The 19,943-nt window shown below is 47.3% G+C and carries 1 protein-coding gene (only partly in view); it reads right to left on the reverse strand.

The window, feature by feature from the left end:
* Nucleotides 1–19,943: the 3' portion of a Calx-beta domain-containing protein gene (locus ACMXYT_RS08135; protein ID WP_415912192.1), read on the reverse strand. Its footprint extends 14,503 nt past the window's final position; 19,943 of the gene's 34,446 nt are visible here — the last part of the coding sequence; the start codon falls outside the window, past its right edge; its stop codon occupies nt 1–3.

Consider the following 19,943-nt stretch of genomic DNA (forward strand, 5'->3'; position numbering starts at 1 on the left):
CTATTTCTTGCTGGATTTTGGCGCTACTGGTGAATTGCCCCAACCAATCATCGGTTTACCAAGACTACGTTCCACCTCTTCCGGTAATTCTCTATCATCGAATAACCATTCTGATACAAAACTTGTATCTGCCTTATCCGTTTCAGAAACATTATCTGAGCCTTCATTATCCGAATCACTGAAATCAATAAATGGAAGCTCTAGCTCATCGTCGTCATGATCAGTATGCGTGAATGATTGTCCAATTAGATCACCTGCGCTTGGAGTATTACCTTTAGTGAAAGCTATATCCCTAGCCGCTACCGTGCCTTCTGATTTGATCTGCTCGATACCAGGAACCTCCTCAGGAACCATCATGTTGAGCAATTGATGACCACTCAAGGCAAGGTGTGCAACCTCAGTTCCTTGCAACTCATCTGCTGCCAGAATGGTTGTATGGAAGTCTTCGGAGTCATCGTGACTATCAGGAAGTAGACGAATGCCGGTACTCAAATGCTCGGCCATCAATTCTGAATGTTCAGTTGTATCATGATCGAAGCCAAGGAGATGGCCTATTTCATGAGAAACAACACTGAGTAGATCCATTGATTGAGCTGCTTCATCGTTTCCGATAGCACGTAAAGAGCTTTCAGATGTTTTAACGATAAATTCGCTGTCCTCTTCTGGGGTGCTATCGATAAACCAGCCAAAGCCTGCTGCATTGATGTCGATCACAATGGTGTCAGTCCCTTGAGCTTCACCTAGCGTGTTACCTTCTAGATCTTCGATACGAACATCGATGGTTTGCAATGTTTCAAGCTGTTCTGCACTGAGTTCACCGGTGTCTATCCAGCGACTAATCGCTTCATCAACGATTGGCGCTAGCTGATCGTCTGTTACCACTGTTGGGTTTTCAATAGATTTTGGAGCGCTATGTTTAGCTTCCATTCTATTGTCATCATCCATAATGGTGATCATAGCTTGATTATCAGTGAGTTCTATTCCGTTTGGATTACTAAAGTTAACAGTGAAGGTTTCATCACTTTCTCTTGAACGGTCACTGTAGACTCGTAAGTTGATTGTTGCGCTGGTCTGACCCGCAGCGAATGTTAGTGTGCCTGATGCGGCTTGATAGTCATTATCAGCCAGTGTTGCGGTACCGTCTGCCGTGCTCCAGTTTACGCTGACTGATTCAGTCGGTGCAGATGAAAGATTCACGGTTAGACTGATATTTTTATGTTTTTTGTTACCTTCGTTGACTGAAAGATCACTGACTGACAGCTCAGGTGTGCTGGTTGCCGGTTGATCATCGTTTGTAATGGTAATCACCCCTGAACTATCACCAATGACAACACCAGAAGCGTCGGATAGCTCTACAGTGAAGTATTCATCGCTCTCTTCGTTAGTATCACCATAAACCTGAACCGTAATATCAGCACTGGTTTCACCGGCAAAGAAGGTTAGCGTTCCAGAGGTCGCTTGATAGTCTCCATTGCCTAATGTCGCGGTTCCATCTACGGTACTGTAATTGACAGTAACAGTTTCGGTGAGCACTTCTGAAAGGCTGACCGTTAGGATCGCAGCAGTTGCGCCACTGTTTCCTTCTATTAGTTCGAAGTCACTGATAGTCAGTTCCGGTTGTACTGGCTGTTCAAGCTCAGGGTCATCGGTGCGTACAACCACATCATCGAATGTAGTTTCGCCATTTTTACTGTAAAGACCAAAGCGACCGTCCAATACTTGGGCATTGAATGCAAAGTCGACTCGTGCAATGTCGTATTCAGATCCAGCTTCGCTAAGCGTTGCGGTGACTGTCAGGCCTTTGAATGAGAGATCGATATCATAATCATCGCCTGCTTGAAGATCGCCAGAAACTTCATAGCTGTCATCAACGACCCAACCACTCGCTTCTGTGTGGTGACCTACAACCAGAGCATTGCTATCTACATCCAGAGCGACAAATTTGAAATCATTCTCGCCATAGTAATCGAAGATGATGCCACCATTAGTTTCGGTATTTAGTGTTGCTGCTAGTTCTAGAACAGAAGAAACATCAAAACCGTTGCTAAGTCCGAGATCAACTAAGCTAATGACATGCTCATTAGTATCTGCCGTTCCTGTATAAGCACCGTTAAGGACGGTCCAATTAGCTGCATCGAGCGGTTCGAACGCTAGGTTATTGGTACCGGCGTTAAACTCTTCGGTGACTTCAAATGTGATTTCTGGTGGTAGTACCTGAACAGCCACATTATCGAAGGTGCCGCGGGCATTATCAGAACCTACACCTACTAGACCACTATTCAAGCCATAAACGAAGCCATCAGGATCGACTCTAGGATCAAAGGTATGAGTAAAGTACTCGCTGCCATTAACCACCAAGGTTGCTGTTGTGCCGTTTATCGCAAGAAGTAAGTTGTAGTTACGATCAGGTTTTACTTGTACCGGAGATTGAACATCAACTATCCAACCATCTGCTGTTCTACGACCCATTTCAAATTTGTCGTTGGAGACATTGATACCGGCAAATTTAAAGTCTTCTGGACCTTGATAATCGAAGATCAGATAAGCATTCGCTTTCCAACCACCTGTAGGTTTCTCTGAACTTACAGTTGCTGTGATTTCAAAGTAGCTAGGCAGTGCATCGTCGATATAGAAGACACTGGCCGCATCGCCACCGAGTGAATCCGCAGCAACACTTAATCGACCCGCTTGCACCTCGAAGCTACCGCTATCAGTGAAGAAGCCTTGTGACTGGCTATTTAAGCCATCATTGAAATCAGCGCTGCGAAGTACATCACGACGACCGCCTGGGATGTTACCTGGTTGTGGATCAGTTGGACCGCCGGTCTGATCTTGCCATAGACCGTGATCTTTCTGAGTAATCATGCCCATTTCGCCGTAAGGCTCGGCTTGTAGGTGCGCCACGTTACTATATCTGCTGGTGGAGTTTTGCGTACCTACATCTGCGGTACGGGTGATATCTGCACCATCACTCGCCGCTTGTGCCCAAAGGAAGTCATATAAATGAGGAGGAACTTGACGACTTACGGTAGCTATACCAAATGGAGCGAACGGAACAATGTAAGAGTTATATTCACCTACCCAATCGATTAAGCGATCGCCACCGGTATTACCGATAAGGATATCGAGACCAGCGCCACCAAAGACACGATCTTCGTAAACGATATGGGTATCTGGTGCATCATTTAGACCATTGGTTTGGTCATAACTTGTGCCTGAACCACCGGTTACATCATCAGCGTTCATGAGGTCATTACCCCAGCCACCGTAGATATGGTCGCGGCCAGTACCGCCGACTATCCAGTCATTACCTAGATCACCGAATAGAACATCATCACCGTCGCTTTCGCGATCTACTAGATCACCGATTGGTGTGCCATTTGGAGCGAACTCAATGTAACCCGCTTCAGTAGCACCCTCGTTATCCATTGCATTTAGGAAGTAATGTCTTAAACCGTCAGGGTTTACTGCATCATCTTTCCAAACAGTGCCGTCATGATTGAACAAGATTAGGCGACGAGGATCATATTCATCGTAGAGATAGAATTCACCCAATCTGCTTTGCACTGGTTTAGGCGCATTCCATGGATCGGTGTCATCACCGAACAGCAAGATGTCATTTGGATTGTAAGGTCGACTGAAGTCAGTTCGGATTAGATAGTCGATTTCGAGATTATCATCGATCACAGGCGCGTAGGACTCAGGTAGCGCCTCAGCACCACTCATCGCGTCATCACCCGCACCACCATGGATAAAGTCTTTACCTAGCCCCCCGAAGATGATGTCGTCTGCAAAGATTGGATTGAAGAATGGATCATCAATACCCGGCGCTAGATCGAATGGGGTTAGATCGACTGATTTTTTCAGTTCAAACTCAATGTTGATGGTCTCAGTCTGTACTTGTCCTGGTGTGTAGATGAATTCATTCAGTACGTCGCCCTGACTAGTACGCGTATCTGGATCACGGTCTAGCAGCAGTTCCACACCATAAAGAATCTCTTCTCTACCGTCTGTAGCGGTATTACGGCTGGTAAAGATGCGACCATCATCACCAAGAATACCGTCGATGCCTGTACCGCCTGAGATCCAATCAAATCCCCAGCCGCCGATAATATCGTCATCATCAGCATCACCGAAGGCGATATCGTTACCACCGCCTAGGTAGATAAAGTCATCACCAGTACCACCGTGGATCTCATCATTGCCACCAATATCCACTTTGGCGAAGATACTGGTATGAACTGAGTCACCAAACATTTCACGGTAACTAGGATCGCCTGGGTCTTCTAACTCGAATAGGTCAGGTTTGAAGTCAGCACCGCCCGGTGTGTAATCCAACAAGCGCACACCACGAACGATAATCCGCTCATCGCCACGGTCTACTTCATCTGTAATATTCTGATCGTAGTTGTATTCAAGGTAATCGTGGTTACCTAAGCTGCTTACATCAATTCCATCGACACCTACAAGTCTGATTATGTCGCCGTTATCGCCAATAATGGTGTCTGAATCGCGACTATGGCGACTTTCATTAGTAGTGCCATCAGTTAGTTCAGTAAAGTCTCCATTCTCATCGATATTAAAACCATTGTTTCTATCGATTTGAGTTCCTGCTCCGCCGAAGATCATATCGCCTTTATCTGGACGATGATCTGGAGTAACTAGGCTAAAGTGAGTTGAAGAACCACCGACAAGGTCATCCTGACCTAAGCCACCGAAGATAACGTCTTTACCGCCACCACCTTCGATATAATCCTCTCCGTCACTAGCAAGCTCTGTGCTAGCGATAACGGTTAGTGGGCCTACTGGGTCTTCCGCTCCCATTCTTTCTCTTGCAGCGCCTATATGGGCCTCGGCAGCGACAGCGCTATCGATAGAACCATCACCTTGGATAATGTCGTGGCCGAGTTGACCAAAGATGGTGTCATGCCCTGCACCACCGGCAATATAATCATTACCGAAGCTACCGACGCCTTCTAATCCTGAATCGATGGCAAAGTTATGATATTCAGCGTAATCGATCTCATATTCAGCCCACCATTGTGGACCATTAGGATCACGGTAATCTCGAAGTAAACCGTCAGTTAATAATCGACCAGAAGACTCACCGCTCAATGGTGTTTGACCAGCACCATCGCCGTAGGCATAGAGAGGATCGACACCATCAGGAAGATCTCGGTCAGTACGCGCGTAAATCAAGGTGCCAGCCAGGGTCTGGAAGCGTGCATTAAGAATATCGTCGAGCAGATCACCGTCGATAACAACGCCATCTTCACCGGCCATACGGGTGAGGCTTACCATATCACCAAAGATCAGATCATCGCCTTCGCGACCATCAATCATGTCGTGACCAGAACCACCAATTAGTACATCAGCAATGGATGTACCGTAGATAATGTCATCTGCGCCGTTTTGAGGTGACAGCGCATTGATTTCTAGCACTGTGTTGAGTTCAGTGGTCTGGATTTTCTGTAATAGAGGTAAAACACCCACTGGGATTGGTACCAGCGCATCTAGATCTGGCTCATTTGGATCGTGAACAAACTGCAGAACCTCACCATGGTCACCAAATATGATATTTTGACTATCAATTATGCCGTCATCTATGCCATCTACACGTCCATCGCCTTGCAATGTGTCCTGACCTGCGATCAAGTTGTCACTGACTGGATATGGAATTCGAACTGGCGCAAAGGTTTGATCACTAGAACCTAAGTTAGGATTGATAGAAGGTGCAGGATTGGTATCAGTCGCTGTTATATCTAAGGCTCTGGTAAAGATATTGACGTTAATACCACTGTCGCCGTAGATATGATCGACACCACGCTGGCCCAAGATAGTATCGTTACCCGAACCGCCTGCTAGATGATCACCTGCTTGGCTACCTATAATCAGGTCGTTGCCTGCGCCACCGTAAGCAGTAAAGCCAACGGTTGGCATATCCTGATCAGAAACACCGGCAAATAGCTGTGAAGCATCGATGATATCGTGACCAGCAAAGTTGTATGGATTAGCGAGTGGGAATACCCATTCATTATCCTCGTTCTGACCATCTGGTAAGTGTGGGAACATATCAAATGGTTTGTCACCAAACTCTTGCCCTAGTCGATCAAACGAGTGACCAGAATACCAAACACCGTCTTGGCTAGTATCGCCGTAGATAACGAGAGGACTATCTGGGCCGGCTCCGCCGGAGACAATAAAGTGATCACCGCCGATCTCTGAACCAACATCGGTTGTGATATCTGTGCGAGTAATAGTGACGGTAGTGGATTCAAGCGCACATTCGTGAATCGCTGCGCCTTGGAGATGTATTTCAGTTGTTGTGACGCTCTCTATAGTAAAGCCACCTGCTATACCTTCTAGGTAAATAACCTGACCTGCTTCAAATCCATCTGCTTCCCAGTCTCCACCATCGGAGCGCACTAGCCGATCAACGATCAGTTCGACCTGTTCGACTTCGGTTACAGTAGTTTCAGCGATTGATAGATGGAGGTTTATATTGCTGATAGTACCGCCAGCAAACGCTGAGCCTGATAGGATCATTGCAGAACCAGCACCCCATGTTGCGAATTGATCGCCGGGGTTGAGGCTTTCATCTGCGTCAGCAAAACCGATAACTTCACGGGTTTCACCTTCACTGCCTACCTGAATTAGCTGGCCGATTGCATAACCATCGTCTTGCCAGCTTCGGCCATCGAGGCGAGTTAAGATATTATCGCCATCAGTGGTTGTAGCATCGTAATCACCTATTGTTTCGACGAAGAGGTTACCGCCACCATGGAGGGTTGTTAGGCTTCCATGTGGACCTTGCACCCAAATCAGTTCTTCAAGGCCTTCCTCTGTTTCAAGTTCACGTCCGAGCAGTGTCATGCTAGAGCCATCTATATCCAATACTCGGTATTGAACTGCTGAATCAAAGCCTCCAAGTGAGATCAGATGACCTTCTAGGAAGCCATTATCTTCCCAGTTTTGACCATCCTGACGGGTAAGAACACCGCCTTCGCTATTACCATCAACATCCAGCACGAGTGATTCGATCACCAAAGCATCGACCGCAGTTAGACGAATATCACTTGTGCCGTCGAATAGAGGTACTGGTGTGGCACCAGAAAGAACAAGGATCGAATTATCATTTGGATCGGTAATTTCAACAGTGCCAACGCCACCAGGTGCTGTGACAGTTTGAGACGCATCTAGCACTTCAACTACGGTCCAGCTACCTACATAACCATCAATAGTGACTTCTTGGCCAGGTAAGAAGCCTTGTGCTTTCCAGTCATAACCCGCAAGGGTAATCGTGCCACCGCCGTTGATTGGATCAGGTTCTGAGGTAAAGGCGTTTTCAGCAGATACAAAGGCTGTTGGGTTAAGCGTACCAGTAACTTCTAAACGGTCATTACCTTCGCCGAGCATTAGATTGAATACTTCGATGCTGCTTTCGGAATCGTTAGTACCGAAGCCTTCGGATCCTAGATTGATCTTACCGAAGCTAATACCACCAGGAACGACGATATTGCCACCGCCGGAACCTTCACCGAAGGTTGGGCCGCTCACAGGGCCGAAATCTAGATCCTCAGCCATACCGAAACCTTGTAGCGTGGTTTCTGTCAGAATTCCGCTGGTATCTGCTTGGCTGGAGTCATTAAAGATGTTCAAGACATCGATCTGCTGACTTTCTGGAGGCTGAGCGCCAATAGCGATCAGGAAGTCGTCTGTTTCACCTGGTAGTTTGATACCGTTGGTGAGCGAGCGATCAGCGCCTGTTGGTCCACCTTCAACCGCCAATGGGCCTCTGAGTTTAGATAGAAGATGGTTTGAAACTGGGAATATTTTCACGCCTTCGCGTGTTGGTGGCACGGTGTAATCATCATCCGCTTGCAGCTCTACAGTCTGCATATTGTAGTAATCTGCATCAGTGAATGTTGCTAGCGGTGCGATCCTCACCACTGTTACATCATCAGCTACGCCATCGCCTAGCCAAGTTGCATCTAGTTCAGATTCAACACCATCAATGGTCACGTGGATCAGTTGCAGTTTGCTATCTTGACCGTCGTTGTCGCCACGAATCAGCTGAACTTTGGCTTCTACGTCGGCCTCGACACCGTTGGTGTCACTGATACGAACCCACATGCCTTCCAAGAAGCCTTCGGATAACCAGCCTGCCTGCTCGCCTTCTAAACCTCTATCTAAGAACTGGCCTGGGAAGAAGTCAGGATTGGTCTCTTCGCCAAAACTAACCACTCCAGAATAGATAAAGGCTTCAGCGAGATCAGAAAGCACAATTGGATCGACCGATTCACCATCAGTGCCCCAAGGTGTGGCTAATGTCGCAGTTAATGTAAGCGTTTGACCATCTTCCGAAACTGAGAGTACTTCATAATCGCCATCATTAGCGCTGCCGCCAATTCTGATAGATTGACCCGATACAGGGATTAGGTAGTTTATTGATGTTTCTTCTGATGAAGGTCCAGCCTGAGTCCAACTGCCCATCTCTACAAGAGTTATGGTTGTTGCACTAACAGAGAGAATTTCATAATTACCGTTGTTGTTAGAGAAGCCCCCTAAACCGGTGGCATCAATAGCAATGGTTTGTCCTGCGGCAAAACCATCGGCGGCAAAGTCGCCTGCCGCTCTTGATAGTGTTAGGTTGGTTCCATCATCGCCAAAGGTAACAATATCGTTAAATAGCTCTTGGGCATCGAAGCTGGCACCGTAGAAGCCTTCATCGGCAAAGTTACCAAAGTCAGAGCCAGTGCCTCTTGTGAGTGTGAGGTTAGTGCCGTCATCGCCGAAGATGATATGACCATTAAAGATCTGATTAGCTTGTAGACCTCCAATGGCTTCGTAATCTTCTGGTGTAATCGCTACACCATCGATTTCGATTACATCGGCTAAACCATCAGTGAGTACGGCAACTTGGACCTCACCAGTTGGTGCTCGGGTTAAGCGAAGCTCATATGTATCCGTTTCACCGCTGCCTGCTGGAATATCGCGGATTAATTGAGTAGATCCGCCGCTTTCGATCACTACAGCGCCTGAGGTTTCATTATCGTAAACTTCAACATCCAGAAGCTGCAGTCCAGAACGTAAGTTCGGGAAGATGTAATCAGTATCGGTAGTGTCATCGTTACGTTCAAACTCTACGACAGCAAGCTGGAGGTCTTCTCTGACGTAATCGTCACGCGCCTCAATGCCAATGTTAATTGCATCATTCCAATCAGGATCTACCACGCCATCAACAAAGGTGAAGGTTGCTTGACCGATAACGACGCGATCATTGACCGCGTCATAAACCGGATCGCTAAATAGCTCTAGGCGGCTATCAGCGTCAGGGTTTGTGAATTTGATCGCTTTATCGGCGAAGTCATTCAATACGATATCAACCACCACTTCACTGCCAGGTGCTGGTTGCATCGCTAGCTGTAGTCGAATTTGATCGTTGAGTTGAGTCGTTACATCACCCTCAACCACAATAGTTTGACCGTCTACTAAGCCGTTTTCATCTATCTCGGTAATCAGTACTCCCGGAGTGTCGTTATCAAGCACAGTAACTTCGACATTACGGACATCAGCTGCATCATAGATATCAACGTTAGAGATCACAGAGTGTTGAATAACGACAACGCGATCTCCTTCAGAACGTTGGTCGTCCGGTGCAAACATATAAACGGACTGTTCAAGGTTCCAGTTGGTGTGATCGAAGGTTAGTACAACCGCTCTGTTATCGATCTGAGTTGGCACACCATTGATCATTACAGTGCGTTGGAAGTCAGCGTCAGTGACTAATGCGCCTGGATCGGCAGTAGATAGCCAGATGCTATCGCCAAGGGCATCTACTAATGGATCTGGGTTGAGATCGTAAGGCTGTCCAGTTGAAGGATCGATTGTTCTCTCTTCTTGAGTAGATCGCGCTGCGGATACGGTTACATAAACGATCTCACCGGCTGCTAGCTCTTCTGAGAGTCTTACGGTGTAGAAGTCACTGAATTGATCAGCTTCTAGCAGCTCTTCTCGAACGATGCTTTGACCAGAGCTTGTATCACCTGCAGCCTCTTCGTTAATTACGACTAGACCTTCAAGTGCGGTAGATACGTTGTAGTCGAAGCCATCGACCACAAGACCGTTGTAGAGAGGGTCGTCGGAAGATACTAGATGATCAACGGCACCGGAAACACCTTCAAGTTCGCGGGTAACAATATCTTCGACAACATCGCCGCCAACATTGATGGTGTCAGAGCCTAAGCCGCCGATTACCCGGTAAGCGACACCAAATGCAGTGGATTGAACGAAGAACTCGTCATCGCCTTCAAGACCGTCAACTTCAACTACCTCAATGGTGGAGTAACGAACATTTAAGCCTGCACCGTAAATACCATCTTTGGTGATGGCTATATCATCTGGGAATTCCGTACCGAGGATGACAAGTTTATCGAAGCCTGCACCACCTTCTACAGATACTGGCGCGTTAATGTTGTATCGAACTTCATCCTGACCGCCACCTGCTCTGATATCTGGGGCTTGGGCGACAGAGAAGCCTAATCCAATTTGAGGAGTAGCGACACCCTCTTCGTCTAGGACAATGACATCATCGGTAGGATCTTCGGTCAGTAGAAGATCAAGGAAGTTGATACCACCATCACCGTTAACGTCGAAGACTGGATTACCACCGCCATCAGTTGGTAATGCCGCTTCAAGAGCCGCACCATTATCTAATTGAGCAAATGTAATCACGCCATCTTCAAGGTTTTGAAGAATCTGAGCACCGGCTTCAAGGTCCGCTTTATCGATGACACCGCTATTATCGAAGTCAAAGTCGACTGTAGCGGCTAATGCAAAGGCACGAACGATGAATAGGTCATTATCATCATCGCCCTCTAACCGAAGTTCAGCTTGGTTCGAGTAGACGCGGAACTCATCGTTACCGCTACCACCTTGTGCTACCAGTGGTGCTGTAGCACCAGCGGATAACCAACCTCTTGTAGTCGCTACTAGATCTGGGAAGACATCTTGCTCGAGTAAGTTACCATCAGCAGTATCACGCTGCGCACCGAAGATCTGACCGATCTGGAATTGATCATCGCCAGCACCACCATCAATAGAGGTAATCACTGTAGTATCATCAACGAAGAAGGCATCATTACCGCCTCGGCCTTCAACCAGTAAACGACCATTTAAGCCAGTGTCATAGTTGATACGTTGAACTTCATCACTGTCTTCGTTGTTTTGAATAACATCGCCGTATTCGGCTAGATTTCCGTGCAAGATGGCAACATATCCCGGACGATCTGTTGTTTCGTTAGGCAGGAAGGCTGCTGCACGCATCAAGAAGATATCGTCAGTCGCGTAAGCATCGCCATTGATGTCAGAACCACTATTAGGGCTATCGAAGCCAAAGATACTTAGTTCGTCTACGCCATCATTCTCAGCGCCTGTATCCAGTACATTGATGACGTAATTACGTTCATCTTCACCGTTACTGCCCAGAGAGTGAACTTCGTAATAATCAGTTCCTGCCTGACCGTCGAGCGTTAATGTGTGCTCTGCATCAGATACGGTATTTGGTCCAGTAGTGGTTGATGTGTCTTGTAAGAAGTAGACCACCATTCGGTCTTCACCATCTGCCACTAGTGAATCTAGATCCGCACTACCGTGAACGCGTGTTTTAGAACCGAGGAAAATATAGCCATCATCGCCCTGTTCGGTATCACCACTAGCGCCTGATAGATCGCCGAATTGAATGTAATCGGAGTCATCGTTGCCCCAGATATTGGTCAGATAAACAGGCGCGGTATAGGTTGGAATTGCTGTGCCAACAGGATCACCAGAAGTGACATCAGCTCCGGCAATGATTCGGCCCCTTAGGGTCATGTTGGTACCATAAGTGGCATCAGCATTGTTATGATCACCGAAGATGTCGATAGTTTCTTGAGCTAAAATCTCACTATTTTGATGAAGATCGACATTGTCACCGACCAATAGAAGTACTGAACCACCTTCTGCAAAGATCTGACCATTTAGAATGTTACGTGGAGCATCGGGATCTAAACCCGGTAAGCGACTGACACTTTCTGCAAAACGAGCGCTACCTGATTCTAGTAGGATAAGATGCTCATCTAAATCCGCAGATTCTCTCACCGTTAGACGAATATCACCTGTATAGGTATGGGCTAGAACCAGACTCAAATCGCCGTCTGTTTCAGTAAGGTAGATGTTATCGGTTGCTTCTAAACCAACATCGTCGACGTTTGTAGCTGAGCCAATTCGGGAATTGATTTCCACATCATTGGAGCTACTACCGATATCAGAACCGGCGCCATTAGCGTCTAGATCAATTGTTTGACCTAGGATATTGGCTGCCGCATCACCTGCTCCGCCGTTTCTTGCATCTCTGATTGAGCCATCAGTTGTTCTGAGTGATACATTTTCGTCACTGTGAACTGTATCTAACTCTAGAGGGCCCGTAAGTTCATCGATATAGATGCCACCATTAAACGGCGCATTGATATCAAAGGCGTTGAGAACACCGTTACCATTATTGCGATCGACATTGATCTCTAAGAAGTCATCTTCTGTGCCAATTCCACCAAATAGTGGTCCTGGGGTTTCATCAGTGATTACACCGGAGTTTAGTGTGATGTTTACCCCAGACACATCGATCGTTGTAGCCGCCCCCGAATCGGTATCAGCATCGATGATTCTGGCACCTGAATTTAGCGTGACATCATCTTCGGTCGAATGGATATGGCCAACCAACATATCACCGATCAACTCATCAGCAATGATCTCACCATTAGTGGTTAAGAATATCTGTGGCGTACCGTCTGGTGGTGTGCCGCCGCTCCAATCAACATCTGTGTTAATGATGAAATCGATTGTTGTATCTGGTGTGACATCAACAGTGACATTGGAACCGTATGGGGCACCAGTGATCGATGTGGTTCGATATGTTCTGTTTTCTGCGCCTGTGTAACCGTCATTACTATCAACATGGCCGATATCTATATCATCACCAGCGCGTACTTCCGTGAAGGTATAGACTGAATCCACTTCACTGTGGCCTGTGCCATAGGTCTGACGAACCCAGTTATATAGGGACTCACCCTCTACATCTGGGCTGAAGTGATCCCAGTAAATTCCGCTACGTCCATCAGGGTCGAACAGACCTGGAGGATCGTATGTGCTGACATTCACACCATCGATAGGCGCCCAATCATCACCGGCTCTGGAGTCATTGATAATCACATCGACATCATCACCTGCGGTAATCCGGTGGATGGTGATATCAAGATTGTCGGTTTCGGCTGGATCTTGAGAGCGATCATGCAAGGTAATATCCAAAACGGTGTCATTACCGGCATCTGCTTCCAGATGAATCTCTTCAAGTGCTGGAGTGACATCGTTACTGGTGGCATGGATAATTCTGACTAATTCCACCATTAATGGCGTACGGCCATCACTGGCATTTTGATTACCTATATCTCCACTAGCATCGACATCAAGCGTATTGGTTCTGATTAAGCCTTCATCGAAAATAGCCGTTGGCAGTACGCCTTGTTGAACAACCAGATCACGTTCATCTACTCTGATATCCCCGCGTTGGTTCTCAATTACGGTATCACCAATAACGTTATCTATACCTCCTAAGAGTATGATATCGCTATCATTATTATTTCCTGCTATGCGGTTTCTGATTTCAACTAGTGTTCGTGGATAAGTAATATCTAAATCAAATTCGAAGGTATCGCCTGGGGTGGTTGGGTCAAGTGGGGTATTATTGACTGAGAGTGGATTAAAGCGAATATCGTCCACTTTAATATCTACCGCAGCCGATCCATCATGGGTATCAATATGGTTTATAACGAGGTCATATTCAGAATCATTGATGATTCTGACACTGTCCCAAGTACGCTGACTTTCGACTAATCCACTATTACCCCAGATAATGCCATCGGTGCCATTCACGTGGTTGGCAAAGAAGGTTAATTTACCGGCTTCGTTATAGATAATGTCGTCGAGGATAACTTGGTTATTAGCGGCACTGAGTGTATTGCCAACGACCTTGCCGGTATTACTGCCTAAGAATTCAATGTTAGTCAGACTGAGTATTACCCCGTTTTCGTCGATAACCAGCTCTGGGTTAGGTTCACCAAGTAAAACTACGTGCGACTCCCAGAAGATATGGCGATCTGGTGTACTACTAACAGTCTCATCTTCATCAATATCTACACTCAAAACGTTGAAACATACTTCTAATTCATCGACCCCAATACACACTTCTAGATCTGGCAAATTAGTTATGCTGTCAGCGTCAGCAGTGATCGTAGCGATATTTTCAGAGTTAACATCTATATCTTTAGCTTTTAAGAACGATCCATCGCGTCCACTAACGCGGGTAAGGCTGTTATAGGTAGAGCTTGCGTCAGAGTGCACATCGACCGGAATAGGATTAAATACTGAGGCAACAGCACTGATAAAGTTGGCTAGCGCGTTGTCGTAGTCATTGTATTTAGCAACAGCATCGGCATGCATTTGGGAATTGTCGTGACGCGCTTCTACAACGATATTGCTATTGCTGATGATTGAAGAGCCGTCATGTAAGATAGTTTCGACGAGGTCCCAAGATTGGATATGCGCATCGGCGGTTGAATCAGCAACAGGATAAGCTTTGGTATCGGCTTCGGAGTTAACATTTGCGGTCCACTCTTTTACTAAACCACTGTTATCTACAACGACATCCCCTGTACTGTTATCTATTTTGGTTTGACTACCGGCGCGCGCAGCCACGGCGACATTATTTGCTTCAATGTCTGAATTACCCGTCAATATGACTTGATTGAGCACTGGATCAATTGCAGAGCCTATTGTGAGCGATCCATCGGCATCTGCGAAGCCTGCTACGGCTGTAGCATCCGCGTTTGCAGTAACATCTGCATTTAAACCAGTACGAGATTCAACGAGAACAGTTCTATTAGCTTTAATGGTCGCGTCAGAAGTTAGGATCACATCGTGATTAACGACAATGTCAGCATCAGCATCTGAATCAGTTACCAAACCAAATGAACCATCGGTTTCAGCCAGCGCTGTTAAGGTTTGCATGCTGGTTGCGAGTATTTGAACATCACGCTGTGCGATAATCGATCCAGAGCCTATATCTGTAAGTACATGACTATCAGATGTAACGGTTGCATCTGTGTTACCAATGACAATGCCACCAAGTGCTTTGTTAGTTGCTATAGCATTAGCGTTGGTATTGGCACTGGCCTCGATGATGACGTCATTACCGCGAAGGATATTTGCATCGACAAGGGCTTGCACAGTGTGATTGGACTCAGATGTGGCATTAGTATTACCAACCGAGACAACACCGCCTCCAGAACCTGTAGAATCGGCTTTAACTTCTGCAGAGCTATGCACTGCTCTCAATGTTAGATTATTGCCTGACTCAACATAGCCACTACCTACGATAACATTAACCGTCGGGTTCGCTTTGGCGCTAGTGTTAAGGCCTTTTACATCTATTGCCCCACCACCCGAAGAATCTGCAAATGCGTCAGATATAGAGGTTGATTGAGCTGTAAGGGAGACATTTCCAGAAGCGGTTATATTGCCTGATCCAAATTCGGCAACGACTGTAGGGTCAACTTCAGATACCGCTGTAGATGCACTTGCTGCTACTATGCCGGCTCCAAAAGATTCGACGACAGCTATAGCAGTATCGTTTGATACGGCATTAACTGTGATGGAGGATGCACCCGCAACGCCATACGTAGTCGGTAACCCATCTGTATCTAACCCGGCAACGGTTGTACCAACACTACCAAGAAGTTTTGCTGAGGTGTCAGCAAAGATTTTAGCGCTAGGACTAGATACGCTAACCGCCACTGCGCCTACACCTACAGCACCTGAACTAGCAACGGCATTATTATTTGACGTTGCTGTAACGTTTACAGCCGAGCCAGGAATCGTAATCAGAGAGCCTGAACCGATACTGGCATCAGTATCAGCGCTATTAGTGACTTCCGCACTCGCATTGGCACCACCGCCGGCAAATAGACCGATAGAAATCACATCGGAAGTGGCTAGCGCGTCATTATCAGAGGTGGCTGATACAGTTAATGAATTTGCATCAACAACATCAGCATTCATTTCGGCTTTAGTGCCACCTCCAACCTTAGCCGTTGGTATAGAGACACCGACCGCGACTAATCCACCACCGGCTGAATCAGCATCCGCAGTAGCATCATGATCAGAGGTAGCGATAAAGGTAATTGAGCCATTAATATCAAGTACGTTGCTGCCTGTACCACCCGTCGCGTTAACATCGGCAGAGCTAGTCACCTCTGCAAACGCAGCCGCACCATTGACAGTAAAGCCACCTAAGCCTGCGGTAACTACGTCAGCATCTGCAGTATTATCACCATCCGCTTTAACGAGTAAGGAATTGGCAGTGACTGAACCATCCATATCAGCGATAACTGCACCGCCTACTTGTGCTTTTGCGCCTACTAGCGATGCTGTAAATAACCCGCCAGCCAGACTTAATGCATTAGCTGTGGCAAGATTTTGAGCACCCTGCAGTAACGCCTCAACTTTTACTGCGCCGGATGTCCAGATCGAAGCGGCAGAACCCACTTTAGCTTCTACATCTGCATCACTAGTGATAATGGCGTTGGCTTGGGCACCATTACCGCCGCCTAAACTGATTGAACCCATAGTGACAGTTGCTAGAGCAATGTTTTGACCCAAAGCTTTCACATCTAAACTTGATGCGGCACTACCGACAATATCACCATCAAACTGTGCTAAGACGCCTCCGCCTACGGTTGCAGATGGCAACATCACAGAAATTGAAATCACACCGACTGTAGCACTATTAGCGACACCTTCTGCTTTGTTATAACCAGTGGCAATAACGTCGATATTGGCTGCTGGTACGGTCAATTGAGCGGTTGAACCGACAGTTGCTTCAACATCAGCATCAGAGGTGATCTCGGCAACTGAACTCGCACCTGCTCCACTAAACAAACCTAAAGAGATGGTGAGTGCATCTGCATCCGCATAGTTATTACCGGTGGCGAGGAGATTTATCGTATTAGCATCGAAAACATCCCCATCCATTTCAGCAATGACCGCGCCGCCAATACGGGCTGCTAATTCACCACCGGCTATAGAAACCAAACCACCAGAAGCAAGATCTGAACTGGAAATCGCATCATTATCGCCGGTAGCTTTTACATTCAAGGCATTATTTGTAGTGAGCGATGCCGTAGAGCCTACAGAAGCAATCACATCTGCAAATTCTGTAATCTCAGCTACAACACCGCTACCGGCACCACCAAAGGCACCAAAACCACCTGCCAATGTGTGCGCTTCAGCAAGATTACGACCCACCGCTTCGATTGTGATTGAAGAAGAGCTAGTAATATCACCATCGACATCAGCGATAACTGCACCACCGACGTGCGCAGTGGCGAGCATGACTGAAACACCCGCCAATACACCTGCAGCTCCACCTGCAGCGGTTGCAGTTGCTCGGTTCATTGCGCCTTGTAAGCGGGCATCAACGACAACCGTGCCTGTTGCTGCGATAGACGCGGCAGAACCCATTCTCGCTTCTACATCGGCATCTGCCGTGATACTAGAAATCGCTTGAGCACCTGCCCCGCCACCAAGCGATACACTGGCTACAGTTGTTGATGCATCCGCAATATTTTGGCCAAGGGCTTTAACATCTAGAGTAGATATCGAGCCACCGGTAGTTTGACCATCGAACTGAGCTAAAACACCGCCGCCTACATGGGCTTCTGGTAGCATGACCGAGATAGAGATTACACCGCCACTGCCTCCAACTGCGGTACCAACGGCATGATTATATCCAGTGGCTAGCACATCGATGTTGGCATTAGGTGTATTGAATTGAGCTGTAGATCCGACTTTGGCTTGAACGTCTGCGTCGGAAGTGATTTCTGCTTTGGCACTTGCGCCTGCTCCACTGAATAGACCGAGGGAGATCGCTAAAGCATCTGCCAAAGCAACATTGCTACCATCGGCTTTAACCAGAACAGTATTGGCGTCATTCACATCACCGTTCATCTCTGCGATTACTGCGCCACCGACTCGGGCAACCAATTCGCCGCCCGCAATTGACACTGCACCACCGGAAGCTAAATCAGAACTAGAAATAGCATCGTTATCTCCAGTTGCTCTGACAGTTAAAGCATTGGTCGTTGTAAGAGAGGCTGTTGAGCCTACAGAGGCGATCACATCGGCAAACTCTGTAACTTCTGCAACTACACCACTGCCGGCACCAGCAAAGGCACCAAATCCTCCGGCTAAGGTATGGGCTTCAGCAAGATTTCGACCTACTGCTTCTATAGTGATTGAAGATGAACCTGTTACATCACCATCTACATCCGCAATGACTGCACCACCGACTTCAGCTGTCGCGAGCATCACAGAAACACCTGCTAATGCGCCACCGACAGCACCAAGCGCCGTCGCCGTTGCAAGATTCATATTGCCTTGTAAACGAGCATCTACGACAACTGCACCAGATGTTACCACTGTGGCTGCTGAACCAATTCGAGCTTCTACATCTGCTGTAGAACTTATCTCTGCAATAGCTTTAGCACCAGCACCACCGAGTAATGAAATATTACCCACGGTAGTCTGAGCATTAGCCCAATTATCACCTAGGGCTTTAACATTGAGCAAAGAAGCTGCCCCGCCAACGACATCGCCACTGAATTCAGCTAATACACCGCCCCCGACGATCGCCTCTGGGAGCATTACATTGATAGATAGACCGCCAATACCACCGCCTACTGCGCTGGCTTGAGCTTCATTGCTGCCAGTGGCTAATACATTGATCGCTGCACCAGGAACCGTAATCTGTGAAGTTGAGCCTACTTTGGCTTGGACATCGGCATCTGATGTGATTTCAGCAAATGCATCCGCGCCAGAACCGCTTGCAATACCCACAGAGATTGCTAAAGCATCAGCTTTAGCATAATTATCACCGGTGGCGATAACATCGACTGCAGTCGCATTGAAGAGATCCCCATTCAGTTCAGCAATAACAGCGCCTGCAACGGTTGCTCCTAATGCTGAGCCAGAGACGGCAACAGTACCGCCAGAGCCTGCATCGGAGTTACTGAGTGCGTCATTATTACCTGTCGCAGTGACTGAAACCGCTCCGGTGGTGGTAATGGAGGATGTAGAACCAATTCTAGATACAACATCTGCTGTACCGCTAATTTCTGAAACTGTACCTGTACCGGATGCACCAAAACCTGCACCGATAGCGACTGCCAATGTATCTGCTTGGGCTAAATTTCTACCGGAAGCGGTGACAGTGACAGAATCAGAATCCAAAACATCACCATTAAGTTCGGCTTTAACACCTCCTTCGACGTAGGCTTCAGCCAACATGACAGCTAAACCACCCAACTGTCCGCCTGCTCCGCCTAATGCTTTGGCGGTTGCGAGATTGTTGTTACCTATATGATGAGCATCCAACAGAATTTCATCAGCGGTAAGGGTTACATCGGCTCCGATCACGGCTTCAACATCAGCGGTTTCATTAATAATCGCGACGACATCAGCACCGGAACCACCTATACCTACAACAGATAGTGATAATACCAAGGCTTCCGCTTCCGCTTTGTTAGATGCGGTCGCAACAACATCTACATCACCAGCAATTACAGTAACCTGACCGTCCATGCCCGCTAAGGTTCTGCCACCAACTTCTGCAGTAGGTAGTGATACATCAACCGCTAACACACCGAGAGTCAGTGCTGAACCTAAGGTATCTGATATGGCGGTTCGACTGGCTGTCGCATCAATGACTAGATCGCCACTACCGGTCACTGTAACTGTTGTTGGGTTACCTAATGATAGTTCGCCCACTCGAGTGCCGATGAACGCTTCAGTATTGC

The organism is Neptuniibacter sp. QD37_11, from assembly GCF_047778105.1.
In the GTDB taxonomy this organism is placed as follows: Bacteria; Pseudomonadota; Gammaproteobacteria; order Pseudomonadales; family Balneatricaceae; genus Neptuniibacter.